General features: G+C 34.5%; 32 protein-coding genes and 1 pseudogene. 25 read left to right on the forward strand and 8 right to left on the reverse strand.

Going from position 1 to position 24345, the window contains the following annotated elements; all coding sequences use genetic code 11:
- The first annotated feature begins 103 nt into the window (after window positions 1-103).
- The 6 genes from K6I41_RS06890 (at window position 104) to K6I41_RS06915 (ending at window position 5113) form a co-directional block, all read left to right on the forward strand.
- Window positions 104-790 (forward strand): glutathione S-transferase, encoded by a 687-nt coding sequence (locus tag K6I41_RS06890; protein ID WP_250375479.1) that lies wholly within the window; start codon window positions 104-106, stop codon window positions 788-790.
- Window positions 791-797: 7 nt separating this feature from the next.
- Entirely contained in the window at window positions 798-1559 is a 762-nt protein-coding gene (locus K6I41_RS06895) for an SDR family NAD(P)-dependent oxidoreductase (RefSeq protein ID WP_250375480.1), read from the forward strand.
- A gap of 11 nt (window positions 1560-1570) precedes the next feature.
- A complete protein-coding gene (locus K6I41_RS06900) occupies window positions 1571-2254 on the forward strand; it encodes an SDR family NAD(P)-dependent oxidoreductase (protein WP_250375481.1) in 684 nt (227 codons plus the stop codon).
- 78 nt (window positions 2255-2332) lie between these two features.
- The gene (locus K6I41_RS06905; RefSeq protein WP_250375482.1) at window positions 2333-2890 is read left to right on the forward strand and encodes a chorismate mutase; all 558 of its coding nucleotides are present in this window, start codon (window positions 2333-2335) and stop codon (window positions 2888-2890) included.
- Window positions 2891-2939: 49 nt separating this feature from the next.
- Window positions 2940-3953, forward strand: coding sequence for a hypothetical protein (locus K6I41_RS06910; RefSeq protein ID WP_250375483.1), 1014 nt, complete (start codon window positions 2940-2942; stop codon window positions 3951-3953).
- Between the two features lie 605 nt (window positions 3954-4558).
- Window positions 4559-5113 (forward strand): TetR/AcrR family transcriptional regulator, encoded by a 555-nt coding sequence (locus K6I41_RS06915; RefSeq protein ID WP_250375484.1) that lies wholly within the window; start codon window positions 4559-4561, stop codon window positions 5111-5113.
- A 69-nt stretch (window positions 5114-5182) separates the two neighbouring features.
- Here the strand turns inward: K6I41_RS06915 and K6I41_RS06920 are convergent, their stop codons facing one another.
- From K6I41_RS06920 to K6I41_RS06930, 3 genes are all read right to left on the reverse strand, one after another.
- Entirely contained in the window at window positions 5183-7372 is a 2190-nt protein-coding gene (locus tag K6I41_RS06920) for a TonB-dependent receptor family protein (protein ID WP_250375485.1), read from the reverse strand.
- A gap of 151 nt (window positions 7373-7523) precedes the next feature.
- Window positions 7524-8045, reverse strand: coding sequence for a hypothetical protein (locus K6I41_RS06925; protein ID WP_250375486.1), 522 nt, complete (start codon window positions 8043-8045; stop codon window positions 7524-7526).
- Between the two features lie 113 nt (window positions 8046-8158).
- A complete protein-coding gene (locus tag K6I41_RS06930) occupies window positions 8159-8881 on the reverse strand; it encodes a type 1 glutamine amidotransferase (protein ID WP_250375487.1) in 723 nt (240 codons plus the stop codon).
- Between the two features lie 268 nt (window positions 8882-9149).
- Between K6I41_RS06930 and K6I41_RS06935 the strand changes: the two genes are divergently transcribed.
- From K6I41_RS06935 to K6I41_RS06960, 6 genes are all read left to right on the forward strand, one after another.
- The gene (locus tag K6I41_RS06935) at window positions 9150-9374 is read left to right on the forward strand and encodes a hypothetical protein (protein ID WP_004791641.1); all 225 of its coding nucleotides are present in this window, start codon (window positions 9150-9152) and stop codon (window positions 9372-9374) included.
- 149 nt (window positions 9375-9523) lie between these two features.
- A complete protein-coding gene (locus tag K6I41_RS06940) occupies window positions 9524-9898 on the forward strand; it encodes a TonB C-terminal domain-containing protein (RefSeq protein ID WP_198307727.1) in 375 nt (124 codons plus the stop codon).
- A gap of 286 nt (window positions 9899-10184) precedes the next feature.
- Complete coding sequence (locus K6I41_RS06945) at window positions 10185-10454, forward strand: hypothetical protein (protein WP_151822791.1); 270 nt, start codon at window positions 10185-10187, stop codon at window positions 10452-10454.
- 107 nt (window positions 10455-10561) lie between these two features.
- On the forward strand, window positions 10562-10762 hold the full coding sequence (locus K6I41_RS06950; protein ID WP_004791647.1) for a hypothetical protein: 201 nt from the start codon (window positions 10562-10564) through the stop codon (window positions 10760-10762).
- 185 nt (window positions 10763-10947) lie between these two features.
- Entirely contained in the window at window positions 10948-11457 is a 510-nt protein-coding gene (locus K6I41_RS06955; protein ID WP_250375488.1) for a hotdog fold domain-containing protein, read from the forward strand.
- Between the two features lie 15 nt (window positions 11458-11472).
- Window positions 11473-12045, forward strand: coding sequence for a lysozyme (locus K6I41_RS06960; RefSeq protein WP_250375489.1), 573 nt, complete (start codon window positions 11473-11475; stop codon window positions 12043-12045).
- 85 nt (window positions 12046-12130) lie between these two features.
- Here K6I41_RS06960 and K6I41_RS06965 read toward each other — a convergent pair whose 3' ends face one another.
- Entirely contained in the window at window positions 12131-12547 is a 417-nt protein-coding gene (locus K6I41_RS06965; protein ID WP_250375490.1) for a carboxymuconolactone decarboxylase family protein, read from the reverse strand.
- Window positions 12548-12658: 111 nt separating this feature from the next.
- Between K6I41_RS06965 and K6I41_RS06970 the strand changes: the two genes are divergently transcribed.
- The 3 genes from K6I41_RS06970 (at window position 12659) to K6I41_RS06980 (ending at window position 14268) form a co-directional block, all read left to right on the forward strand.
- Window positions 12659-12973 carry a winged helix-turn-helix transcriptional regulator gene (locus tag K6I41_RS06970; RefSeq protein ID WP_004791654.1) on the forward strand — a complete coding sequence of 105 codons (315 nt, stop codon included), beginning with the start codon at window positions 12659-12661 and terminating at the stop codon, window positions 12971-12973.
- 611 nt (window positions 12974-13584) lie between these two features.
- Entirely contained in the window at window positions 13585-13827 is a 243-nt protein-coding gene (locus tag K6I41_RS06975; RefSeq protein ID WP_151827996.1) for a hypothetical protein, read from the forward strand.
- Between the two features lie 177 nt (window positions 13828-14004).
- On the forward strand, window positions 14005-14268 hold the full coding sequence (locus tag K6I41_RS06980) for a hypothetical protein (protein ID WP_192835162.1): 264 nt from the start codon (window positions 14005-14007) through the stop codon (window positions 14266-14268).
- 52 nt (window positions 14269-14320) lie between these two features.
- Here the strand turns inward: K6I41_RS06980 and K6I41_RS06985 are convergent, their stop codons facing one another.
- The gene (locus K6I41_RS06985; protein WP_250375491.1) at window positions 14321-15175 is read right to left on the reverse strand and encodes a DMT family transporter; all 855 of its coding nucleotides are present in this window, start codon (window positions 15173-15175) and stop codon (window positions 14321-14323) included.
- Between the two features lie 226 nt (window positions 15176-15401).
- Here K6I41_RS06985 and K6I41_RS06990 point away from each other — a divergent pair, with 226 nt between their 5' ends.
- From K6I41_RS06990 to K6I41_RS07005, 4 genes are all read left to right on the forward strand, one after another.
- Entirely contained in the window at window positions 15402-16271 is an 870-nt protein-coding gene (locus K6I41_RS06990; RefSeq protein WP_151988594.1) for a LysR family transcriptional regulator, read from the forward strand.
- Between the two features lie 152 nt (window positions 16272-16423).
- On the forward strand, window positions 16424-16555 hold the full coding sequence (locus K6I41_RS06995) for a hypothetical protein (protein ID WP_004643213.1): 132 nt from the start codon (window positions 16424-16426) through the stop codon (window positions 16553-16555).
- A gap of 259 nt (window positions 16556-16814) precedes the next feature.
- Window positions 16815-17102 carry a hypothetical protein gene (locus K6I41_RS07000; protein ID WP_005306484.1) on the forward strand — a complete coding sequence of 96 codons (288 nt, stop codon included), beginning with the start codon at window positions 16815-16817 and terminating at the stop codon, window positions 17100-17102.
- A gap of 248 nt (window positions 17103-17350) precedes the next feature.
- On the forward strand, window positions 17351-17713 hold the full coding sequence (locus K6I41_RS07005) for a NirD/YgiW/YdeI family stress tolerance protein (RefSeq protein ID WP_151988595.1): 363 nt from the start codon (window positions 17351-17353) through the stop codon (window positions 17711-17713).
- An 86-nt stretch (window positions 17714-17799) separates the two neighbouring features.
- On the opposite strand, the gene K6I41_RS07010 is transcribed toward K6I41_RS07005, so the two are convergent.
- Window positions 17800-18306: a GNAT family N-acetyltransferase gene (locus K6I41_RS07010; RefSeq protein WP_250375492.1), complete on the reverse strand. Its 507-nt coding sequence runs from the start codon at window positions 18304-18306 to the stop codon at window positions 17800-17802.
- 383 nt (window positions 18307-18689) lie between these two features.
- Between K6I41_RS07010 and K6I41_RS07015 the strand changes: the two genes are divergently transcribed.
- The 3 genes and pseudogenes from K6I41_RS07015 to K6I41_RS07020 all read left to right on the forward strand — a co-directional run bounded on the left by K6I41_RS07015 (window position 18690) and on the right by K6I41_RS07020 (window position 20401).
- The gene (locus K6I41_RS07015; protein WP_250375493.1) at window positions 18690-19802 is read left to right on the forward strand and encodes an OmpW/AlkL family protein; all 1113 of its coding nucleotides are present in this window, start codon (window positions 18690-18692) and stop codon (window positions 19800-19802) included.
- A 47-nt stretch (window positions 19803-19849) separates the two neighbouring features.
- A pseudogene (locus K6I41_RS19225) lies at window positions 19850-19936 on the forward strand (hypothetical protein); the annotation flags it as partial.
- 36 nt (window positions 19937-19972) lie between these two features.
- A complete protein-coding gene (locus K6I41_RS07020; RefSeq protein ID WP_250375494.1) occupies window positions 19973-20401 on the forward strand; it encodes a DNA breaking-rejoining protein in 429 nt (142 codons plus the stop codon).
- A gap of 65 nt (window positions 20402-20466) precedes the next feature.
- Here the strand turns inward: K6I41_RS07020 and K6I41_RS07025 are convergent, their stop codons facing one another.
- Together K6I41_RS07025 and K6I41_RS07030 are read right to left on the reverse strand one after the other, a co-directional pair.
- Complete coding sequence (locus K6I41_RS07025) at window positions 20467-22053, reverse strand: ATP-binding cassette domain-containing protein (RefSeq protein ID WP_250375495.1); 1587 nt, start codon at window positions 22051-22053, stop codon at window positions 20467-20469.
- 260 nt (window positions 22054-22313) lie between these two features.
- Window positions 22314-22757 carry a universal stress protein gene (locus tag K6I41_RS07030; RefSeq protein WP_005306472.1) on the reverse strand — a complete coding sequence of 148 codons (444 nt, stop codon included), beginning with the start codon at window positions 22755-22757 and terminating at the stop codon, window positions 22314-22316.
- Between the two features lie 290 nt (window positions 22758-23047).
- Here K6I41_RS07030 and K6I41_RS07035 point away from each other — a divergent pair, with 290 nt between their 5' ends.
- The 3 genes from K6I41_RS07035 (at window position 23048) to K6I41_RS07045 (ending at window position 24332) form a co-directional block, all read left to right on the forward strand.
- Entirely contained in the window at window positions 23048-23275 is a 228-nt protein-coding gene (locus K6I41_RS07035; protein WP_004791683.1) for a hypothetical protein, read from the forward strand.
- A 176-nt stretch (window positions 23276-23451) separates the two neighbouring features.
- Window positions 23452-23625 carry a hypothetical protein gene (locus K6I41_RS07040; protein WP_005306470.1) on the forward strand — a complete coding sequence of 58 codons (174 nt, stop codon included), beginning with the start codon at window positions 23452-23454 and terminating at the stop codon, window positions 23623-23625.
- Window positions 23626-23888: 263 nt separating this feature from the next.
- Window positions 23889-24332 (forward strand): RDD family protein, encoded by a 444-nt coding sequence (locus K6I41_RS07045; RefSeq protein WP_013197421.1) that lies wholly within the window; start codon window positions 23889-23891, stop codon window positions 24330-24332.
- The last annotated feature ends 13 nt before the right edge of the window (window positions 24333-24345 follow it).

Genomic DNA, 24345 nt, shown 5'->3' on the forward strand with positions numbered 1-24345 from the left:
TCCTCAAAAACAGTTTGACTTAAAAATACATTCTGTATATTTATTGAATAGTTCTAAAAAAGAACTAGTGAGCAAAACAAGCAATTAAAATAAAGGTGAATAAATGTCGGATATTATTTTGCATCAATGGGAAATTTCCCCATTTTGTCAGAAAGTTTCAAGAATTTTAAAATTTAAAGGAATTTCATTTGAAACAGTTAACTATAACGGCATTTTGGGGGCTAAAGTTCCTTTGCTTAGTAAAGTGGGTAAAGTACCTGTAATTGACCATAATGGACAGCGAATACAAGACAGTACCCGAATCGCTCGCTACCTAGAAGAAACATATCCAGATACACCACGGCTTTATCCAGAAGATCCAAATCAAAAAGCACTTGCAGAGCTGTGGGAAGACTGGGCAGATGAAGCTCTCTATTTTTATGAAGTCTATTTACGTGTAAACGACCCAGATGCGCTAGACGAAGCAATTCGTATTAGCAGTATTGGCCGCCCAGCGTATGAAAGACCAATGGTAAAAGGATTTATTTTAGCCGAGTTAAAAACACAGCTTTTCTTTCAAGGTCTAGGCCGAATGAAAGCTGAAAATGTTGAAGCAGAGTTTAGAAGACACCTCGACCGTATCGAACAAGTTTTATCGCAAAGTGAATGGCTAGTTGGAGACTCTCAAACAATTGCCGACATTGCTGTGGTCGCCCAACTTGGTGAAGTGGTTCGCACAAGCAAAAAATTTAGTAAAGAAATTTTGGATCGTCCGTTTATTGCTTTATGGTATAAAAAACAAACAGGGTGAAATGACCATGACATTAGCAACACCAGATAAAAAATTAGATTGTGCAGTTGTCATTGGCGTTGGTGCATTACAAGGTATTGGCGCAGCTGTGTGCCATCGTTTTGCAAAAGAAGGTTTAAAAGTTTATGTCGCTGGACGCACTTTCCAGAAAATTGAAGCAGTTGCTGCCGAAATTCATTCGAAAGGTGGGGACGCTGTCGCATTTCGTCTAGATGCAGAAGATATAAAGCAAGTACAAGCTTTGTTTGACACAATCACCAGTCAAAATGAGCGTATTACTGCTGTCATTCATAACGTAGGGGGAAATATTCCCTCAATCTTTTTACGAAGTCCGCTGTCGTTTTTTACGCAAATGTGGCAATCCACTTTTTTATCAGCTTATTTAGTTTCTCAAAGCTGTATAAAAATTTTTAAAGATCAAAACCACGGTACGCTTATTTTTACAGGTGCGAGCGCTTCTTTGCGAGGGAAACCTTTTTTCGCAGCTTTTACCATGGGTAAATCTGCTTTGCGGGCTTATGCACTCAATCTTGCTCAAATTTATAAAGCACAAGGCATACATATTGCTCATGTGATTATTGATGGAATGGTCGATGGCGATAGAGTAAATAAAGCATTATTTGGTCTGGGGCGGTTAGCCCGTCTTACACGTGGCACTGGTGGCCTCAATATTGATGCCATTGCAGAAAATTATTGGATGCTTTACCAACAAACGCCGAAGCTTTGGACACATGAACTCGATTTACGCCCTTACCAAGAAAAATTTTGAGAGAGACTAAAATGCTAAAAAAAATATGTCAGAGATTTCAAAAAAAGCAGGGTTGTGTTGTTGTTGCTGGTCATGATTTACACCTAATCGAACGTGATTTTGTAATTCTAGATAAAAATACACAATTTCCATTACACCTTTATCAAGTTGTCCATGATTCAGCTGCGCAAAAAATCCAAGTTCACTCCATCAACGATGGCGTAACAGCAGTTCATTTGAACTTAGTAAATGCAGATCATTTAAAAAGCTTGGTGCGTTATATTTCCAATCAAAGACATAGAATTGAACTCTGTGTGTTTCAGCCGAATTTTTCATCTTCGCCAAATATTGAGGCTTTATCTTTAGAAGAGATTGAACACAATTGGCAGACCACAGGTTTAAGTGCAGTGAGTGTGGCGCAAGCTGTGATTAAGCCGATGTTAAAGCAGCAGCGGGGCACTCTTATTTTTCTTGGTGCACCATTTAACAACTCGACCCATTACGATGTGTTAAGCCAAAGCATGTTTGCAGGTATTCGTGCTTTAGCGCAGTCATTAGCAAGAGAGTTTCATCCTAAAGGCATTCATATTAGCTATTGCATGGTCGAAAAATGGGATGGGCAGGACCAACACTTTATTTCATCTGTTAAGCAAGTGTGCCAACACATCTATCAGCAGCCTAATTCGGCATGGAGCCAAGAACTTAGCCTATCTTGAAATTTTACTTTCGCATGTTGTTAAAATACAGTACTGATCTGGAATGACGACAGAACAATAATTTCGATAGGTATTTACATGACAAAAATTAAGAGTGCTCAGCCAGCTGTTAAAGTGGTTTGTACGTTGACAGCTTTCATGTGTGTTTCTTCATTAGCGCAAGCATATCAATATGATCAAACTGCTCGTTTAATTAACGAGCGTTTATCTTATATGAAAGATGTCGCGGGTTATAAAGCAGAACAGCATTTACCGATTGAAGATTTAACTCAAGAAAAGAAAGTTCTTGATCAATCACTTTCTGAAGCCGATTCTTTTGGCCTAAATAGTGAAACAGTTAAGCCATTTATTGTGACTCAAATGAATGTTGCGAAGGCAATTCAGTACCGATATCGCGCAGATTGGTTGTCGAGTCCAGAAACCAATTGGAAACCGCAAGATTTAGCTGAAGTACGTTTAAAAATTAGTACGCTAAATACTGAGCTTTTAAAAAATATTGCCTATGAGCTCAAGAAAAGTAATAACAAAGCACCTCATAGCTGTAGCTACATGTGGTCTGTACAGCACCCTCAAATTAAAGAGGCCGATAAAAAAGCTTTATGTATGACATTAAATAAAATTAAGTTAAAAAAATGAATTTATTTAAGATAATTAAAGCATTGAATTTGTTATCAGGAGAGTTTTTATGAAAAAAAACTCTTCAATATCTTTTCTTTTTAAGAAGAGGTATTTACTGATACTTTTGTTAGTTGCACTCTTTGGTTATGGCAAATACCACAATTACAAAGAAAAGATTTTATTTAGGGAATATTATTTACATCCACCATTGTATAGAGAGATTTGGCCATCTGAATTTGATCCTAATGGAGTCACATTAGATATTCCAGCAAATTATCTTATGGATGCAACTGCTATTTCTGAATCTTCACGAAAGAAAGATCTTGAATTCAGAGAAAAGCAACGATATGAGAGTAATAAGCCCTTATGTGATAGATTTCAATGTACTGAACTTTTTCAAGTTCTTTTACCTGATTACAAAGGAAAAACATTAGAAAATTTACATATTTTTAATCCTGAATCAATAAGAGCTGAGTATGAAATACCTAAGGACTGGCAAGAGTTTCATAAGTATGTAATTTGGTTTTCCTTAAATAGTTGGATATATAAGAACATAAATGCTAGTGCCGCAGAAATTAAAATGGGTATAAATTTAAGTTCAGTGTTTCATCCGAAGGATTATTTTGAAACACCAAAATTAATTAAATATATACAAACTAAACCAGCTCCAGAATTAGGCTTAACAGAAGTGGTATCACTAGATCCTAATTTACCAGGCGGGTTCTATAAAGTTCTTGTTTATAAGGATTGGCGAAAGAAATATCCTGATGATGTAACAGAGGATTATAATCATTATAAGATTTATTTTAAAAAAGATGCTGATGGAAATATAGTCTCTTATATTAGTTGTAGTACTTTTGCTCGAACTTATTTATTAAGTAAACCAGATCCTGAACAGGCTATTCTAGAGGACTATGCTAAACCAAATCAGCAATACTATTGTAGTCATACTTTTAATGTGAAGGGACTGCCGCTGAGTATTACTGCACATTACAGTGATATGCATTTAGCTGATTGGCAGAATATAGAAAATAATTTAACTCGGCTTATACATTCATTTCATGTTAAAGAGACTAAGTGAGTTTCAATATTTAAAGCTCTTGTTATTTAAAGAGCTTTTTTATATCAAATGTTTTTATTCTTTCTTTTTGAACATTGACACCCAAAATCTCTCCGATTATCCTTTGCCTGCTGGCCACATCGCCAGTCGGTTTTAGCAGACCGTTTTCATCTAGGACATCAAAAAAGTAATTTTTTGGTGTCGAACTCGTTCGTCTCCCTTCGTAGCGGTAGGACGGAGGAGGGACGCCCTCGGGCGTGCCGGTTCCTAGATGACTGGTCTGCTAACCCTTCTTCGTTCTGCCACCATAATCATTTAGCAGTGATTTGGCAGAACTTCTATTTCATCTAGGAGTTCGCATATGCGTACTATTTCATCTCTCTCATTGGCAGTCCTTGCCAAAGTCTTTACGTCTATACCTCACTGGCATTTAAAGCAGTTTAATCGACTATAGGTTTTAACCTTTAGATCATTACGACTAAAAAATCATATCAACAATAAAGCCTGAGATATGTAAGGCAGGATTTGTGCTGCCTTGATGTGCCTGTTTTTAGCACTCAATTTAAGAGTGACGGCATTTTTATCTCATTTATATACAACAAAAAATTATTTTAAACGGTATGTCTATGCCAACTTTAGAAGCATCATTTAAAGCACTGCGAGTGCTGCACATGGCAAGAAATTTATTTAATCAATATGGCTTTAATAATGTCGGTGTAGACCGAATTGTTAGCGATGCCAAAATACCCAAAGCCACTTTTTATAACTGCTTTTCATCTAAAGAAAAACTTATTGAGATGTGTCTGACTTTTCAAAAAGATGCGTTAAAAGACGAGGTGTTTTCTATTATTCATTCGTACCGTGAACTTATGGTTTTCGATAAATTAAAGAAAATCTTCTTTTTACATGCTGATTTAGAAGGGTTTTACCATTTGCAGTTTAAAGCTATTTTTGAAATTGAAAAGCTTTATCCCGCCGCCTACAAGGTCGTCAGTGACTACCGAAATTGGTTCATTAAAGAAATTTATAAGCTGATTTTAACCGTAAAAGTTACCGCTACACTTGAAGACGCCTACATGTTTTTATTTGTGATTGATGGGGCAATGGTTCAGCTTTTAAGTGCAAATAAGATCGATGAAAGAGATAAGTTATTAGAATATTTTATGTCGATGCTTACTTAAATTGGCGAAGACTTTAATGCTTAAAGAAAAGCCCTCCGAAGAGGGCTTTTTGTTCAATTTAATTGGGTTTTAGAAGTCAAAAGAGGTTTGTAGATAGAAAGTACGTGGCAGTCCTACATATTTACCGCCAGTAGAGTCTGTTGAGCGCGTAAAATATTGCTTATCAAAGACATTCTTGATGCCGCCAGCGATTTTTAAACCTTTAACTTGTGAACTTAAGTCATAAGAGGTACGTAGCGCAAAAGTGGTATAACCCGGAATATCTCCATATTTACCATCAGCAGTTTCTTCTGTTTGATAGACATTACTATCAGGAAGATCTGGTGAATGCTGCTTAGACTGCGCAAACATGTCAGCATTTAAAGACCATTTATCCACGGTATAACCTAACCCAACATTACCGACATGACGTGAGTAAAATGGTAGGTCTTTATCTTTAAACTGACCAGCTTCAGCTACTGCTTTGGTGAAAGTATAGTTGCCATATACTTTTAAGCCTTCTAATGCATCTGTTAATTGACCGAAATCATAGCTAATACCCGTTTCGATACCTTTATGGCTGGTTGCCCCTAAGTCTGTCCAGATCCCGTTATTACCAGCATCACGTACTAGAGAAAGCTCTTTATCAAAGTCTAGATAGAACACTGTAAATTCAGCATTTAAACCATTGCCTAGATATTTGGTTCCGATTTCATAGTTATTCGATTTTTCAGGATGTAAGCCTTCGGTTGTAGCCGTTGCGGTTGTTCCTTCAAGACGTGCTAATTGGCTGTATTGCTGTGGACCGAAAGATACACCAGCGTTTGCAAATATATTCCAATTTTCATTTGCCGAGTACATCACAGATAAACTTGGCAAAAATTCGTCTGAATCAATTTTTGGATAAACAGTATTAGGTTGTCCTTTGTTATAACCGGTGAAGTTATTATAGGTTTCAATTGATTCGAATCGAACGCCCGGTGTGATGGTCCAACGGCCCAATTCCATACGGTTGTCGATATATACAGCATGCGCTTTTGTACCACCTTCGCTACTGCTACGTGGAGCAAAATCTGGAGCTGATGAATCTGCTGCATAAGATGCAGTACGTCCAGCAAACTCAGAACTTTCTTCTTTTAAGTAGCGATAGCCTACCGTTACTTCGTTTTGAGTATTACCTAGTTGATAAATACGAGAGTAACGCGGTTCAATTGCATAGACTTTATAATCACGTGGAGCAGAGTCGAGGCGCTTATCACCACTCGCTAACACGGTCTCAAGATTACTAGTGCGGAAAGAGTCGATGTAGTAGCTTAGAACTTCGAAGTTATTTTTTTCATCTTTATGGTTATAACGTAAAGAGACATCAGTACGTCGACCTGCAAAATAGTTTTTTTCACCAGAAGATTGATACGGATTTTCTGCGTATTGGGCTTGAGTTAAACCCTCTGGCATTTCGCCTCGACCTTCATAATGATGCAGATTTAAAGCAACTGAATCTTTATCATTAAATTGATAAGCAGACTTTAACATTACATCATCGATATCAATCTTGTTATTTGCTTCTCGATAATTATTTCCTTTAGTCCCTGAATACAAGAGGGCAAGGCCTAATCCGTTATCTAAAGTTCCACCCACAAATAGATTAGGGCTGAACTTTACTTGGTCAGTGCCAGATGCGTATTCTGAAGTTAGGCTAACAGTTCCACTAAAATCTTGAGGAATTGATCGGGTCGCAAAGTTAATAATTCCGCCTACGTTTTGAGGCCCAAAACGGACAGATCCTGCACCACGTACTACGTCAACCGACTCAATATTACCAATTGAAACAGGTGCTAAAGATAATTGTGGCTGGCCATAAGGTGCAAATGAAAGCGGAACACCATCAACAAGAACAGTTGAGCGAGGTGATAGGCGAGATGCTAAACCACGAACCCCAATATTGAGAGACACATCACTACCACCTGTTCCACTACTGTCTTGCGCCTGAACTCCGGGAACTTGTTTTAGAGCTTCTCGAATTGAGGTTGCTGCTGTTTCATCTAAACGCTTGCGGTCAACAATAGTTCGAGCGCCAGCATGTTTGTGAACAGTTTCAGCATTTGCTTCTTCTAACCAGTTACCTTGAGCCTTAATGGTGATGGTCGGTAATGCACTGGTCGTTGTATCTTCGGCATGTGCAGGAAGTGCTAAATAAGTACAAGCCAGTCCGATTGCATAGCTTAGCGTAGAAACTTTGAACTTGAAATTTGGGAGTGAAAGAGGGGTTGAGCGGTCCATGTTGATGTATCGACATCCTAAACGATAATTATAATCATTATAGCGAAAAAGTAACAAAATTTTATAAATGTTATTTAATTTTTTTAGAAAAACTAAACATCGCTTGTATCTAATCATTTTATTAAAAAGCCCTCAAGTGAGGGCTTCTAACTTATCTAATAGAAGGTTGGCTTAAGATTTTGTAGACCTTTTCTTTATATACATCATTTGAAATCACGCCTTTATCGCGCTGTTGTTTTAGCGATTTAAACTGCTGACCATTAAATTCTCTTTGAATGCCAACATTATCATGATTTCTAATGTAGTAAAGACTACGCTCATGATCACTCATATTGACTGTTTCTTCAGTAGAGTAAGATGGCTTAGTTTCCTTTTCTTGATATTGTTTTGCAATTTCAAAAAAATCTACATTTTGATGATTAGTGCCAGAATTAGAAAACTCTTTTGGGTGCCCATTAAATTTATGTTCTTGAGAATTTGCGTTTACTGCAAGCATGCTCTTATGCTGATTAAAGTTAGTAGGGTTATATTCTTGTTTCATTTGAAATGTGTTTGTTTCAGAAAAAGCTACGGGAGAAAAAAGACTAATATTTAAAGATAAAAAAATTAATAACAATCTATTCATTTCTTTTGAAGTCCAATTGAAATTGAGTAAATCACTGTATTGTAACATTAAAGTTGATTTTTTGGAGATTAAATTTTGAATGGATTTGATCATCTAGTAAATAATAAGATGTATAGGCGAGTGTAAAAGCCAAGTTGAGAAGGCTTTTTACACTCATTTTTTTAATGTTGTTTTGAGTATTCTTCTTTCAGTTTATCCAGAAAAATAAAGAGGTTTTGATTCATCTCTTGGTAATCGTGATTTCGTAATTCTTCACGACTATTCACGAATTTATAATGTTGAGCCTGATTTAACTCGGCTTCTGAATGTTGAATCAGCAATTCAACAACTTCTGTAGTTAATTCCATATGACATTGCAATCCATACACTAATTTTGAATATTGAATAATTTGTCTTGGACAACCTGCGCTAAAAGCAATGATTTTTGCGTTGGGAGTTAAACCCGGCATATCATTATGCCAATGCCCAACTTCGGTCATTTTTCCTAAGTGTGAAAACTTAGAGTTTGTTATGCCATATTCTGTAAGCATAATTGGAAATTTGCCAATTTCTCTTTCAGGGCTATGCTCAAATTTGGCCCCTAAAGCTTGACTTATCAATTGCGATCCTAAACATACCCCAATAACTACTTTATTTGCTTCAATGGCTTTTCTAATGATTGATTGTTCAGCTAATGAATTAAAGTGAGGGCACATCTCTAGTGTCGTATCTGGATCTTGTGGACCACCCATCACAATAAGGAAATCTATATCTTCAGCAGAAGATGGCAAAGCTTCATTTAAATATACTCTTGAATATGTAGTTTTGAAGTCATTATTTTGAGCCCATATTTCATATGCACCGGGTGCTTCAAAATCTTCATGAACAATAAAATGTAGGCGCATGTTAGTCCTCAAAATCTAAGCGTTAATTAATAAATCATTCGTGATAAATCGAGGATAGATTAAGAGTGGTAGGCTTTATCTAATACATCCAGTTTTTAAAAGTTATATGGTCCAGATGTATGGGTTTTTATATGATTTAAATAGAGTTACTTATTTTATTAATGCGGGTCTTATTGGTTTATTATTAAGTATTACTAAATAGTTGCGGTGTGACAATAGCTATTCAATTTGTTAAGTTGTGTGGTTTTTATAACGGTAGTCAAAATTTATGAAGACATTTCTACTTATATCTTTATTGGGTTTTGGGCTGATTGGCTGTGCTTCATCTCCATATAATTCTCAAGAAAACTATTTAAATAACGCTCCAACTGTTCCAGTTAATAAGGCATTTAATAGTTTTAAAACACCTGAACACGGAATTTTTACTGATCAAGATGTCTATAATGTGCCGGAAAATTCAAATATGAATTTTCGTTATGAAGTCCCTTTTTAAAGAAAAATAAAACATTAATTTAAACAAAGGTAGATCAGGATGGCCGACTACCTTTGCTGATTAGGGATAATCAGTGATTAATACCGCCTTCGGGTAGTTTTTTAAAACTTAAACTGTTAAATTTTAATTATTGAAAAAAGGTATTTTAAATGAAAAACTTCACTATTATTGCTTCTTTATTTTTATTAGTTGGGTGTGCGACTGGCCACAAACAGGTTGCTCCTGTTCAAGTGACCGATAATAAAATTACTTCAGAAGCTGAAAAATATAAAAAGCAATATCAAAAGAAAATTTATAAAATATGGGATATTCCAGCGTCTTCAGCTGGTATGAGTGCAAGTGTTAAAGTGTTTTTAACTGACAGTGGAGAAATTGAGCAAATCATCTTTTTAGATAAAGAAGAACAAAAATTTAAAACAAGTATTGAAAAGGCGATCTGGCGTGCAAGCCCATTTGCTTTGCCTTCAAATCCTGAAGTAAGAAAGCAAGCAAGAAAATTCAATATGAAATTTCAGGCTAAATAAGTAAATTCTTCAGCATGGGGAGTAAATTTAAAACTGTTAATTTAATAAATTTACTCTCTTATCTTATAAAACAGCAGATGGTTAGTTTAATGGGTATATAGATTTCTTTCAAAAAAGTAAAAGCAACATATCATTTTAAATTGAAAATAAGACAGTTGATGAAGAGGTAAACAAAATATAAAAATTAGTTACATTGCTATCAAAACATAACATAAACAAAACTTTAAATAGGCATTAAATTAATATAAAAAAATAATATGAGCCCTTAAATGTGATAAGAAAAAGTATGAGCCAAGCAAACAAATCCCATAGTGAAAGTAAGGCAACCTCAGTTGTCGCGTGGGGCGTAATTTTATTTGGAATTGTTTTGGGAATAGCCTTTATTTTGTCATATGGGCAAGTTGAAACAAGAAACGATAATTTAGACATTATTCAAGTCTGGTCTAAAGAAATGGTTACATTCGGTCTTTTCATTATATTTAATGGGCTACTGTTTGGTTACTTACTTTTAAAAATTAGTAGTATTTTGAACCATCTTGAAAATAACAAAAACTAAAACGTATCCGAAAATGTCAGTTACACAAATGATGATGGTTTGGTGTTGAATGTAGCCGTTAATTATTTAAGCATGGAATGACACAAGTTAAGTAGAGGATGAATCTCATGATAGATGAAGAAAAACCCTTAAATTTTGACGATGATGAAGAGCCTCTCGATTTTGCCGATGAAGAATTTATCGATGATAAAAAAGAGGATGAGTTATATAACAGCATTACCAAAGATGGCTCGAGTGTAGATCCGGCCGATGATGGTGAGCGACACATTCGCCCTGAAGATGGCGATCCCATCGAAATTGAAGAATAATTTAAAGCCCAATTCAATATTGGGCATTTTTAATATATTAGGCTTTATATTTGAGCAGTATGGTAGGTTCTAGATTATTTAATCATTATCATTAATGACTCAAAAAATTGAAAACTAAGCAATGAGTGTAGAAGTGGGTACATATATATTTATTGAATGATTTATTCTCGAATTGAAGAAAAACTATGAGTAATTATATTTCTACATTTACCAACAAAATCAAAAATAGAGCTGTTCCACCAGTCAGTGATGTTCTGCTCGCATTTAAGACTTTGAAAAATGTACCGGGTGGATTAAAGCTATTATCAAAGATTGTTAGTCGAGTTGCTCCATATTTTCAGACTGTAAATCCAATGATTCAAAAATTAGATTTGAACCTGTGCGAAGCCTCAATCAAAAAAAATAAATCAATCGAAAATCATATCGGGACTGTACACGTTATTGCCATATGTAATGGGCTGGAATTTGTCATGGGTGTATTAGCTGAAGCATCAGTACCTCAACATTTAAGATGGTTACCTAAAGGTATGAGCGTAAATTATGTAGCTAAGGCCGATTCTGATATTAAGTTAGTAGCAACTATTGATGACGAGTGGAAAGTTGGAGATATGCAAGTAAAAGTTAATGCTTATAGAGCGGATGGACAGCCTGTAGTTCAAGGGTATATTACGCTTTGGGTTACAGAGAAAAAGTAAATAACAGGGCATTAAATGCAAAAAATATTGGATTATCTCCGCAAATTTTTTACTGCTAAGCCTCAGCAAGATGCAGCAGTGGATCAGATTGCTACAGCAACTGATTATGGTGATGAATTGATAGGTGTCGCTCTTGATGAGATGTCTCTTAGTTTAGAAGGTGTAAACCTAATTTGTAATTTTGAAGGATTAAAACTTAGTGCTTATGACGATGGTACTGGGATATGGACTATTGGATATGGCACGACGCGATATCCTAATGGCCAGCGTGTAAGTGAAGGAGACCGATGCACACTTGAACAGGCTAAAGCTTATATGCAACATGATTTAAAGATATTTGAGCGCGCAGTAAATAGTGCTGTAAAAGTGCCTTTAAAACAGAATCAATTCGATGCATTAGTCTCTTTAGCTTATAACATTGGAGTAGGGGCTTTTAAAAACTCGACCTTACTCAAAAATTTAAATTTAGGTGATTATAAAGAAGCTGCTAACCAGTTTGATGTCTGGGTCAATGCTGGTGGTAAGCGGTTGCAGGGGCTAGTGAATCGCCGAGCAATCGAAAAGAAATTATTTTTATCGTCAAAATAGTGCTTTCAATTTTTATTAAACTTTGTCAAAAAATCATTAAAAGCCCCGAATAATTAGGGCTTTTTCATATTAGGAAGAAAATAGATTAACTTTTATCACCTAAAGTGATTCTAAGCCGGTTTAAAGCCCCCATGAGTGAAATGCTGGTTGTTAACTCTACAATCTCTCTTTCACTAAAATATTCAGCTAAATGAGCTTTTACAGTTTCAATTTTGTCAGATAGAAAAGTGACTGCCTCCGCAAGTTCAAGAGCAAGATGTTGTTTCTTTGAAAAGGCATTCGAATGTTTATAGCCCGGAATTTTATCAATAACTTCTTGGCTTAGTCCCATATCTCTTAACTCCTGAGCATGAAAAGCGCAGCAGTAAGCACAGCCGTTGATTTGGGACACATACAACTCAGCTAAAGCAATGATTTGAGGGTCGATGCCTGAGGTGCGGATAGATGCATGTGCTGAGTACAAATGATTAATCGTTTTTTTAGCAACTTCTTTATATTCCATAATATAGGCCAGTCTTTTGGTGATAAAAAAACTATTATTTACCACTAGGTATAGATTGTAAATTAGGCACTATTTTGTTATATAGGTATATTTTTTATACCTAATTAAACAATGAAAGATAATATTTCTGGCTGTTCTGTAGAAGAGGCAATGACAGTATTGGGTGGCCGCTGGAGAATGTTAATTATTTCATTTCTCATCGAAAGACCCATGCGCTTTAATGAACTCAGACGCGCAATACCTAATATTTCTCAAAGAATGCTAACTTTAGAATTGCGTTTTCTTGAAGAAGAAGGGTTTATTAACAGAGAAGTTTTTGCGGAAGTTCCTGTTAAAGTTGAGTACTCACTAACCGAAGATGGCAAGAAATTAAACGGTTTAGTTGATGTGCTAAAAGAAGTAGGCACTTGGCTAAAAGTAAGATAAGGCTAGTTAATTTTATAGTTTGATTTACGTTGTTTCAGATCGTACCGAGATCGCATGTCATCATTTTGGTAGGATCATTTATATAAATTTTAGGCATAAAAAAAGCCTGATGCTACGAATCAGGCTTCAGTATTCATCGACAATAGGAGTTGATGAACAAGACCAATCTAACAGACCTGATCTATAAAGGCAAACCAATGGCCGACCAGACAGTTCATATAAGTATAAGTTTTCTCAAATTTTAGGCATTAAAAAAGCCCTTGCTCGAAAGCGAAGGGCTTAGTCGTTCATTGATCTAGCAATGAACTATATAAGGCTCATCTCATACTAAGTTCAGTATATCTGAAATTGAAACAACAAAGAAGAAAACATTCTAAATATCTTCATCACTCTATTTAAACTCAATTTATTCATTCCTATAGCAACTTACATGTTTGATAAATCAATACACAAAATTTGCACTTTGCATTTTTGAAGGCATGTTATTTGTGTGTAGCCCTAAGTGGATCGGTTTAGGGAATAAACAATAGCCGTCTATAGATTATTCAAAATTAAGCTTTATATGAATCAATTGAAGAGTGAGGACGCTAGAGGGAAGTAAGGAAGTAGAGATGAACTTGATTAGATTAGAAGAGCTTTCATTGGTAAGTAATGCTGTTTTGACACCCCAATTAAACAATTGGCCGTGTGTACGATCTGAAAATATGCGTGATGCTTCCTATAACAAGTCTAGAGATAACTTTTCGGAACAATCTGATCAAAAATTTTATAAAGAATGGCTGAGACAACAAAAGAAAATACTTAAAAGTATTCCGAGTAATGCTGTTTTACTCAGCAGGAAAGATCCTATTTAGATGAGGTTTAAGGTACGTTTATAAAAAATGCATTACAAGGATGAGCATCTGTTTTACAAAAAATCTAGTTTTAACCAAATATACACACTTAAACAATTAGTTAAAAAAGTTTCAGTAATCTAGCCCGATAGCATGTTAAGTTTTTCTCAATCATAAAAATTTAGAAAGGATTAAAACATGAAATTTTCCTACCAAGATCTTGCCGGAAATAATGTTGAAGTAGAATGTGAAAGTTATACTCATATACCCTCAGGAACAGCAGCAAAATCTACAGAAGGGGGTAATTATCATCTTAATGAAAACTTCAGTTTCTTTAAGAAAACTGAAGCTGATTCTATGCCTATCTATCGATTTGCTATTGACCGTAATTCTAATGTTTTTAATAGTGATGAGCTTCCAGCATTAGCTCAAATTGGTACAGACTGGAAAAATTTAGATTAATTTTTTACTCAAAATAAGACCCTCAGTTGAGGGTTCTATATTTTTCTATGAGTTATCTCTTTTTAAATACAAGCAATAAGCCTAGTAAAATTGCAATCATTCCAATTAAACCTGCCAGAGGTAATGTATTTTTTAAAATTAGAAAATCTAAGAGTGCAGTAACAATCGGAACCAAATAGAACAGGCTTGTCACGTTGACAATATTGCCCTGACTTAAAAGTCGGTAAAGTAAAAGCTGCGCAACTACAGAAATTAAAATTCCAAGAAATAAGACTGAAATAATCAGTTGCGAATTCCACGTTATTTCAAAATGTTCAAAGGGAACTATAAATAGGCAAACTACAAGGCTAACTACATATTGTAGTGGTAAGACATCTTTCGGAGCCTGTTGAATGTTCTTTTGCATGATAGCCCCAAAGGTTATACAGATCAGGGCAGCCAAGGCAAAGAATATGCCGATTGGCGCAATAAACGCCATTGTTAGGCTTTTCCAGACTAAAAGAATGAGTCCGGCTAAAGCAATGAGTAAACCGAAAAGCCTTTCTTTTTGTAAACTCTTTTCTAGAAGGCAAAGTGTTAAAATGGGTTGTATTCCCATTATTGTGGCCATCAAACCAGGCGTGACCCCATGAGCCATCGCTTTAAAATAGCAGATTGAATAACCTGCAATCATGAGTAGGCCCGTTAGTAAAACTTGCTTACGGGTTCCATGCTTCGGTAACAGCCGTTTTCTAAAAATAGCCAGTAGCGACAGAGCAATTAAAGCAGTTGAAAAGCGCAGAATTAATAATGCTATGGGTGAAGCACTATCGAGTCCCCAACGAGTAAAAATTGCGGCACTTCCCCAAAGTAAAACGAAAATAGATGTCGCACTTTGTGATGCAAGCATCTGTTTATTTAGGCGCATAAAACCTCCTCCTAGTGCGTAATACCTAAGAAATACGAAGTGTTGAAATTGATAGTAGATGTCGCTATTAACGTTTTATTCAGACATTAATCAATTCACGGAGAGCTTTCTTTCAGAAATATGAATTGTTTTAACTTCTTCTAATTTCAGTATGGGAGAGAGAATAGATAAAGAAAAGCGCATAATTCTTTTATATACTATTTGAAAATCGAATAGATAAATCGTAATGAATATAAAAAACTTACAGATTGATTGGTTAAAGTGTTTTGTCACTGTCGTTGATACAGGCTCATTGTCGAATGCAGCCCCTGAGTTATATCGCTCACAGTCTGCGGTTAGCATGCAACTGAAAAAACTAGAAGAAGCGCTACATTGCCAACTTTTAATACGAACACATCGACAAATTGAATTAACGTCGCAAGGACAGTTACTTTTAGGTTATGCACGCCGTATTTTAGATTTGCATGCTGAAGCCCAAATGGCATTTCATGGAGATGAATTAAAGGGCCGTATACGTCTTGGTGTACCTGATGACTATGCTGCTAAATATTTAACACCTGTACTTAAACGCTTTGCACCACGTTACGGAGGGGTTGAAATTGAATTGATTTGTGAACAATCGACTTCTTTAATTCCACGAGTAGAAAGTGGTGATATAGACTTGGCATTAATTTCAAGAGATAACGCTCGTCAAGGAACACTGTTATTTCATGAACCAATGGTATGGGTTGGCTCTCCACAATTTGAACTCTGGCGAGAAGACCCGCTTCCAATTGCAGTTTACGAAAGTACCAGCCAAGCCAAAAAGAGCGCCATTCATTCTTTGGCATTACAAGGGCGCCGTTACCGTGTGGTGTACAACAGTTCAAGTTTGGCTGGTCAAATTGCAGCAGTTGAAAGCGGTTTAGCAATCGCTGTGTTCACACAATGCAGTGCACCTGAGCATTTAACCATATTAGGTGCAGATCATGGACTTGGGCCATTAGAACCAATGGAGGCTGCTGTTTATCGGAGTAGATCTTCTTTAGAGTCAAAAGCTGTAGACCACCTATATGAATTACTCATTAAAACGCTCAGACACTCAATTAATGTTTAATGACTAAATTTTAAGTCGATATTTAAAGGTGAAACTAAAGCGCTTTACATTTTTGCGTTAAATCTACAAAAAAGCCTAGAAACCTATGCTGATCGTAAAACTAATAAAAAGTATTTATTAACTCACTATTTGAATAATTCATGAGGTGAAATATGACAAAAATTATGGCTACCTTAGGTTTAGCTGCCATTATTTCTTTAAGTGTGAGTGCCTGCCAAGGTGAAAATGATACAAAGCAGCAAGATAAAACGACTACTCCTCATTCAATGGACAAAGATTCATAATCCAGATGAATTTCGAAACCCATCGTAAGATGGGTTTTTTTATTTTAAACTTAAAGTGTGATTTGTAACTCGAAATATTTATTTTTAATGGCGCTGTTCAAAATATGTTGACTAATATACTTGGTTTTAAATATATTTAATTCAACAGGAATCACTTTAAATATAACTCTATATTTAAAGTGAATTAGTTACACTATCAGATCAGAAATTTAACCTTTAAATTTGATTATAAAAATATTAATTAATCAAGGAGGTAAGTATGGACGCTAAATTTCATTCTGAAAATGAATATGGTTTTATTCTAGATATTTTGAACACTTATATGGTGATAAAGAAGACATTAAAAGATGATCATTATCCTTATGATTCATTTGGTTATCTTCTTGCTCTTTATCAACCGCTCAAAGTTTATATCCCTCAGCTTCCTCATCCAAAAATTTATATTGAGATTGGCGGAATTTCATATGACAGAATGATTGTTGGGCAAACAGAGGATGAGTCAGAAGCCATAAATATTTTATTGAATTTAGGCCAACTTGTTGCTTAACAATTAAATGATATTTTAATGCTGAGTTTAATTTACTTAAGAAACACGCTTTCTTAAGTAAATTCATGACAAAACTAAAGACTATAAAATTGTTTATGGAAAAGAGAACCTAAAGAAATTCTTTGGTGTTTCTACATGACATGATTAAAGAAACTCTCTTATAAGATACAAAAAACCACAAAAGCTAAATCTATAACTTTAAAAGAATTTGTTTATATAACTAAGAACATTAAAATTAGGTCATCGTAATGAAAAAAATATTCTTAGCAACATTCACTGGGTTAGCTTTATTGGTTAGTAATGCGGTATTGGCTAAACCGGATGCTACATTGATAAAAGAAGCGACAAAAAATGTAGTCACAGTATCTAAAGCAAAAACTTTGGCTGATGAATCTGGAGTAACTTTGACGGGTACGATCGTAAAGCATATTGCTGGTGATCATTTCGAGTTTAAAGATGCTACGGGTTCGATTGTAATTGATATTGATGATGACTTGTGGAAGCCTCTACAACTAAAAGCTGGCGATAAAGTGCGTGTTGTAGGAGAGGTGGATACACATCGAGTTAAGCCTACCGATATTGAAGTTTTTAAGATTGAGCGTATTAAATAAAACTAGATTATTTATATTGTTCAAAGCAAACAAAAAAGAAAACTTCTATTTTTAGGAGTTTTCTTTTGAAAGACGATAACTTTTTATTATTGCGTTGCATTAAATGCCTCATGATAGCTTACATAGCCTTTAGCAAAATGACCTGAGAAGCTTATGGCTTGGAAATACTCACTCGGTACATCAGGTAAAATTAGCTTAGGATTGTTTTTAAAACCAAAGCGGCTGTAATAGTTGGGATCACCTAATAAAACACATCCTTTTGCACCTAAGTTTTTTAATTTTTCTAGTGATTTATTCATCAAACGGGAACCAATACCCAGCCCTTGTTTATCTGGATGAACTGAAATAGGGCCTATACCATACCAACCTATTTCCCCTGAACTGATTTGAACTGGAGAAATAGCAACATGTCCAATAATAGAACCATCTTCAACTGCCACTAGAGAAATAGTCAGTTGTCCGTGGTTTCTTAAACTATTCACAATAAAATGTTCGGTATGACTCGTGTGCTCGGCATTTTGAAAAGCTGCTTTAGTTAAGTGTTCGATGGCTTTTATATCTTCAACTTGCTCATCACGAATAATAATATTCATTAAAAATTCTTCCAGATTTATTGATTAACTATACGATGTAAATTCTTTAGTTAAATTCCCTTCGTTGGTTTTTATGAAATGTCTATGAACGAAAATTAAATGTCTAGTTAGATTCTAATTTAAATAACTCAATCATGATAGCTAGCCCATATAAGACAAATTTTATTTGGTTATTTTACCGTTCGTTAAATTGTTTTTTAATTTTAATTATGTCATTCGTCAGAAAATTTAGATAACTATTTCATGTAATTAATTAGATAAATTGATAGATTTATCTAAATTAATTTTGTTTAAAAATTATACCGATTGATAAAAAAGGCAACTTGGCTATATTCCATATCTATATTGCAAAATCAGCAATATATTTCTAGGATGGAATAAAAATGAAAAAAAGAGTAATAAAAATAGCAATATTGAGTTCATTATCTGTAATCACAAGCATGAGTTATGCGCAGGAATTTAAAAGATTCTCTGTCTCTGCTGGTTGGCTACATGTAATGCCACAGGGTAAAGCTAATCCATTTAATATTAATACCGCTGTTAAAAATGGAACAGAAGCTAAAGTCGGCACTATTTCAACAACCAGTTTTTTAAACTCTATTGATCCCAATGCCACTATGACTGATATGGGTGGAGAGATTTGGAATTTAAAAGAAACCCTTACAGAGTTTCTAGCCCAACCCGAAATCCAAGATCAACTTACCGATGGTAAGGGTAATATTCTAGCTGAAGTTGCTGGTACAGCACGAATTGAGGGATTGGAAAATTGGCAACAGCAAGATGCGGGACTAGAAGTCGATGATGTAGACACATTAGGCTTAACATTTAATTATTATCTGAATGACAATGTGTCTTTACAATTTATTGGCGGAATTCCACCTAAAGTTGATGTTAAAGGAAAAGGAGAAATCTTAGCACCATTAAGCGGAGTCGCAATGTCTCCTCATGACTTAGTGAAATACCTTTTCCCTGACGGCTTTACCCTAGGACAGGCGATTCCAATTACCAACTTAGGCAATAAATCTAAAGCTGCATCTATTCGCGCATGGACGCCAACTATAGAAGCACAATATCAGTTTGGTAAAAGTGGGGTAAATAAGTTTAGACCCTATGTTGGATTGGGCTTAATGTATGCTCATTTTAATGATATTAAACTCAACGATGGAATTCGTTCTGATTTAGTGTCCGCAGGCCATATGATCCAAAATGTGTTAGATGGCAAAGCTGGAGCGGCTTTAGACCGGAAAGAGTCGAGCGGAAAAATGGTTGTTAATGTCGATGCAGATGATGCGATAGCGCCTATTTTTACCGCTGGTTTTACCTATGATTTTAATGATTCATGGTATACGGTAGCTTCTGTGTCTTATGCAAAGTTAAGCAACAATGCCCAAATTGATGTCGTCAATCAAAATACGGGGACTCGCTTAATACATGCCACAACAAAAGTTGATATTGACCCACTGATTACCTATTTAGGGGTAGGTTATCGATTCTAATATTTTTTAAAAAGGGTATCTCGGAGTTAATCATATTTAAACTTTGAGATACCTTATTTGTTACTAATTATAAAAAACAACTATTACTTGTTAAACTCATACATAAAGTAAAATTTTATAAAAAATATTTTTAATATAATAAATTAAAAATATTTTTTGAGGATGGAAAATTGAAAAAAATCATTAAAACTTTATTATTATCTACACTAATTTCAACTGCATCATTCACAGCTTTAGCTAAAAATGTTGAGCAAAAAGTTAATTTTTTACAAGGTTCTACTTATACCACATTAACTGGGAAATTTCAGGGTTATGATGATGTGAGATATAGACTTTATGCAAAGAATGGACAAATATTGAAATTCAATATTAATAGTCTTGGTAATTTAGCCTATGTTAATATTTTTGCCCCAGGTAAAAAGCCAGGTAAGGATAAGGCATTATTAATTGGTTCAACTATAGGATCTAAAGGAGAACTTACTTTACCAGTTGATGGTGATTATATTGTTCAGGTTTACCAAATGCGAAATAGTGCTCGTAAAAATAAAACTGTGAAATATAGTTTAGATATTGAAATATTAAATAAAGTAAAAAAGTAATGATTGCTAAAATTTACTAGCTCTCAAAAGAGAACTAGTAAATTTGAAAAAGATATCAATAAAGATTAATCGGTTAAAGAAAAAGACTCATGAATAGCACAACTTTCAACAAAAGTTTGATCATGTGAAATGAGCAATACAGCGCCTTCATAGCTTTGAATAGCGGTAGCTAATAGTTCTCTAGATTCAATATCTAAATGATTTTCTGGTTCATCTAATAACAAGAGTTCAGGGAGAGGATGTATTTGGCTAAGCGCTAATAAGGCTACTTTGAGTTTTTCACCACCACTGAGCTGAGATAAAAGTTGTGTACCTTTATCACCTCGAATTCGAAGTTGACCTAATAGATTTCGCCATTCTAGTTCTGAAAGCTCACTATTCATGTGGGTTAGATTTTCAATCACCGTCATTTCATCACATAAAAAGCTAAAGTTCTGGTCCAGATAAAAGCACTCTACAAATAAGTGAATGCTGTCACATGGCTGTTTGTTTTGAGCATGAATTGCTTTAAGTAGTGTCGATTTGCCAATACCATTTTGACCCGTTATGTGAATTTTTTCGGTTGCCTGAACCGCTAAATCTATGGGTTTTTGCGTTCCATATTTCAGTTTAAGTTTTTTTATGCGAAGGATTTCTCCAGATTTCTTATGAAAAGTAGGGAAGACAAACTGTTGTGGCTTGACTGTTTCAAGACGCATTTTTTTGTCTATTAAATCATTTTGACTGTTCGAAATTTGTCGTTGGTGCTGAGACTGTATGGCAGCAATACTTTGGCCTGCTTGTTCTTTCTTAAAATCGAGCAAAATTTTGGCTTGAGAATTTGATTCGCGTAATTTATTTCCAGCACGTTCACGTTTTTGAGCTTTCATTAATACTTCATGTTGCTTTTGCCTCATGTTTTTAACGTCGCGTTGGCCTTGCTGAACAGATTGCTCCAAAGCTGCAACATGAGTTTGATATTGGTCATAAAACTTTTCATAGTTTCCCGTTGTGTGATGTAAACCATGTTCATTCAAGTGATAAATATGATCTACTTCATTCAGTAAACTACGATCATGACTAATGATAAGAGCACCTGCTGGGTGTTTCCTCAAATGATCAATTAACCATTTTCTAGATTCCTGATCTAGATGATTACTAGGTTCATCAAGTAGCAAGTAATGATCTGATTTTAGAAATAAACAGCTTAATGCCAATTTAGTTTTTTGACCTTCGCTTAGATTTTTCACTCGAAAGTCTAAATCTGTTGGTAAACCCGCAGACTCCAATAAATTATTCCATAAGGTGGGTAAGTCCCATTTACCTTCTAACAAATCATAATCATCAAAGTTGGCAAGACCTTGTTCAACTCTTTTAAAAGCTTGATAAATATCTAGGATATCTAATGCTTCGGCAATGGTCTGGGCTGATAAACGATGCAACTGAGGTAAATATGCATGCTTTACATGCCAAGATATTTGCCCAGACGCCAGAATTGAATCTGATTTAAGTGTCTGATTTAACATTTGCATAAGCAAAGATTTGCCTTGACCATTACGGCCAATTAAAGCAGATACTTGATGCGATTCAAGGTTAAAATTTAGTTGTTGAAACATGACTTTAGATGAAAATTCTAAAGAGAGTTGTGATATTACACATGCCTGCTGAGTCATAAAAAACCTCATAAATACAGGATGTACAAAATAGGAAAAGTAGTTTTAAGCAGAGACGTTAAATCACAAAAAAATAGTCTATTTTGCACATCAAAAAAAGAAAAATTGATGAGAAAAAAGACTTACTTCATTGGCGTGACTCACGAAATTGGAAGAATAAGAAACTATTCTAGCTGGATTTTTGATTAGTGTAAAATTTATGCAATTTATTTTATTAAAAAACCCAATCGTTGGATTGGGTTTTTTGCATCTAAAAAAGTTTATTCTTTTACAACCAATACCTGAATTTTGGTACTGTTTAAAACATCTTGAGCAAAACTACCCAAAATAAGTTTTTGGAAGCCTTTGCGACCATGGGAACCAATCACAATCAAATCAGAACCTAAGTCTTCTACAGCTTTCAAAATACCGTCTGAAGAAATTTCACCTTGGATGATTTGAGTTTCGGCATCAATACCTTCTTCGGCACATAAAGCTTTTACAGTTGCGAGTGTTTTTTCTGCATTTGCTCTTGCTTCAACAAAATAATCTTTTACAACAGGTGAGATGTAATAAAAATCTACACCGCTAAAAGGATCTACCGCAACTAAGCTAATAGCGGTCAATTTGCTCCCAAAAGCTTTTGCAATATGAGCTGCTTGTCTTGCTGCCGCTAACGAAATTTCCGAACCATCGACTGGTACAATAATATGTTGGTAATTCATAATGTTATTCCTCTTATTTACAGTTGTTATATGTATGAAGCATTTATTAATTAAAGATTAACATATTTCATTCACGGTAAACATCTATTCGGCCATAGGAAAGAAAAATTAAATAAATTTATTTTAAATCATGGGTTTGTGTTTATTTTTCTATTGGTTGAGATGGTGTTTAGGTGGTATTGCTAAATAATTGATAATATTTACATGAAAATTACAAAAAATTACTGTTCATATTTCTGTCATATAGAAAACGTATAACAAAATAATGAATTAAGGGGAGAGTGAGGAAGATGGCTGATTTAACAGCAAAGAAAGTTAATAAACTTATTGAAGAGTTCCGTCAAACAGGTAAAGAACCCGAAAAGTTAGTTATTGGCTATAAAACTTATGCCAGACTGATGACCGAAGATAAATTTGCAGAAAAAGTTGTCCCTTCACTTGAAGACTCAAAAGAACGCTTATATAAAAATCTAAAAATTAAACTCGTCACTGAAAAACATTATTTTGAAATTAAATAAAAAATTATGTGAACTACATCACTTGTTATTAAAGCAAAGTAACACTAAATAAATTTAATAACATGATTATTGTATGATGATACAAATTAATAGTGTAGCCAACATTTGAAAACAGCAATCGTTTATAAACTCGATAGAATAAATTGCTTTTATTTTAAGTAGTGGAATAAATTGAAATGCCGACATTCAGTGTAATTATATTTTATGTTTTAGCTATATTAGGCAGTGTAGCTATTGTTTATGGAGTAATCAGTTTAAGTGTTTTTTTGATTGTTATTGGATTAGCTCTATTATTTGCAGCATTATTATTAAAGAAAGAGTTTAAATTAGATATTTTATTTTGGAAATAAATATAATATGAGTTTGTATTTTAATTTCCTGTAAAAATTTTCTCAATAGAGCTGAAATGAAAAAGTTCAGTTCTAAAAATATGAGTTTTTATGATGAATAGTGATGCAATAACGTTCTTTAGATTAGAATTATTACAATAAAATATAAAAGTAGAATATTTTAAATTTATTTAAGTATTTAAAAATAAAAAAGTTTCATTTAGGATAAAAGTAAAATTGTAAAAGCGTTTTTAGCTATTAAACAATAACAAAGCGAGGTAAGCATGACTTATAAGTATGAGTATGCAGGGTTCTGGTTAAGATTTGGTGCAATGATCATTGATACTCTTATTCTTTTTTTGGCTGTTATTCCTGCAGCATGGATTTTTTATCAGGGGGATTACGACTTAGTCTTTGCTACAGGTTTAAGTGCTAAGCCACAAAATTATTGGTTCGATTTGATCGTGAACTATGTATTTCCTTTATTGTATTCAATTTTATGTTGGTTGTATTTTGCAGGAACGCCAGGTAAACGATTGATGCGATTAAAAGTTTTAGATGAAAAAACAGGTAATAAGCTAACAGTCACGCAGAGTATCATTCGATATGTTGGCTATATTCCGTCAATTTTAGTGTTTGGTATTGGTCTTTTTTGGGTCGCATTTGATGCTAAAAAACAAGGCTGGCATGACAAAATGGCAAAATCAGTGGTAGTAAGAGAACTATAAAAATAAGACTAAA

This window comes from Acinetobacter sp. AS23, assembly GCF_023612055.1.
Lineage (GTDB): Bacteria > Pseudomonadota > Gammaproteobacteria > Pseudomonadales > Moraxellaceae > Acinetobacter > Acinetobacter oleivorans.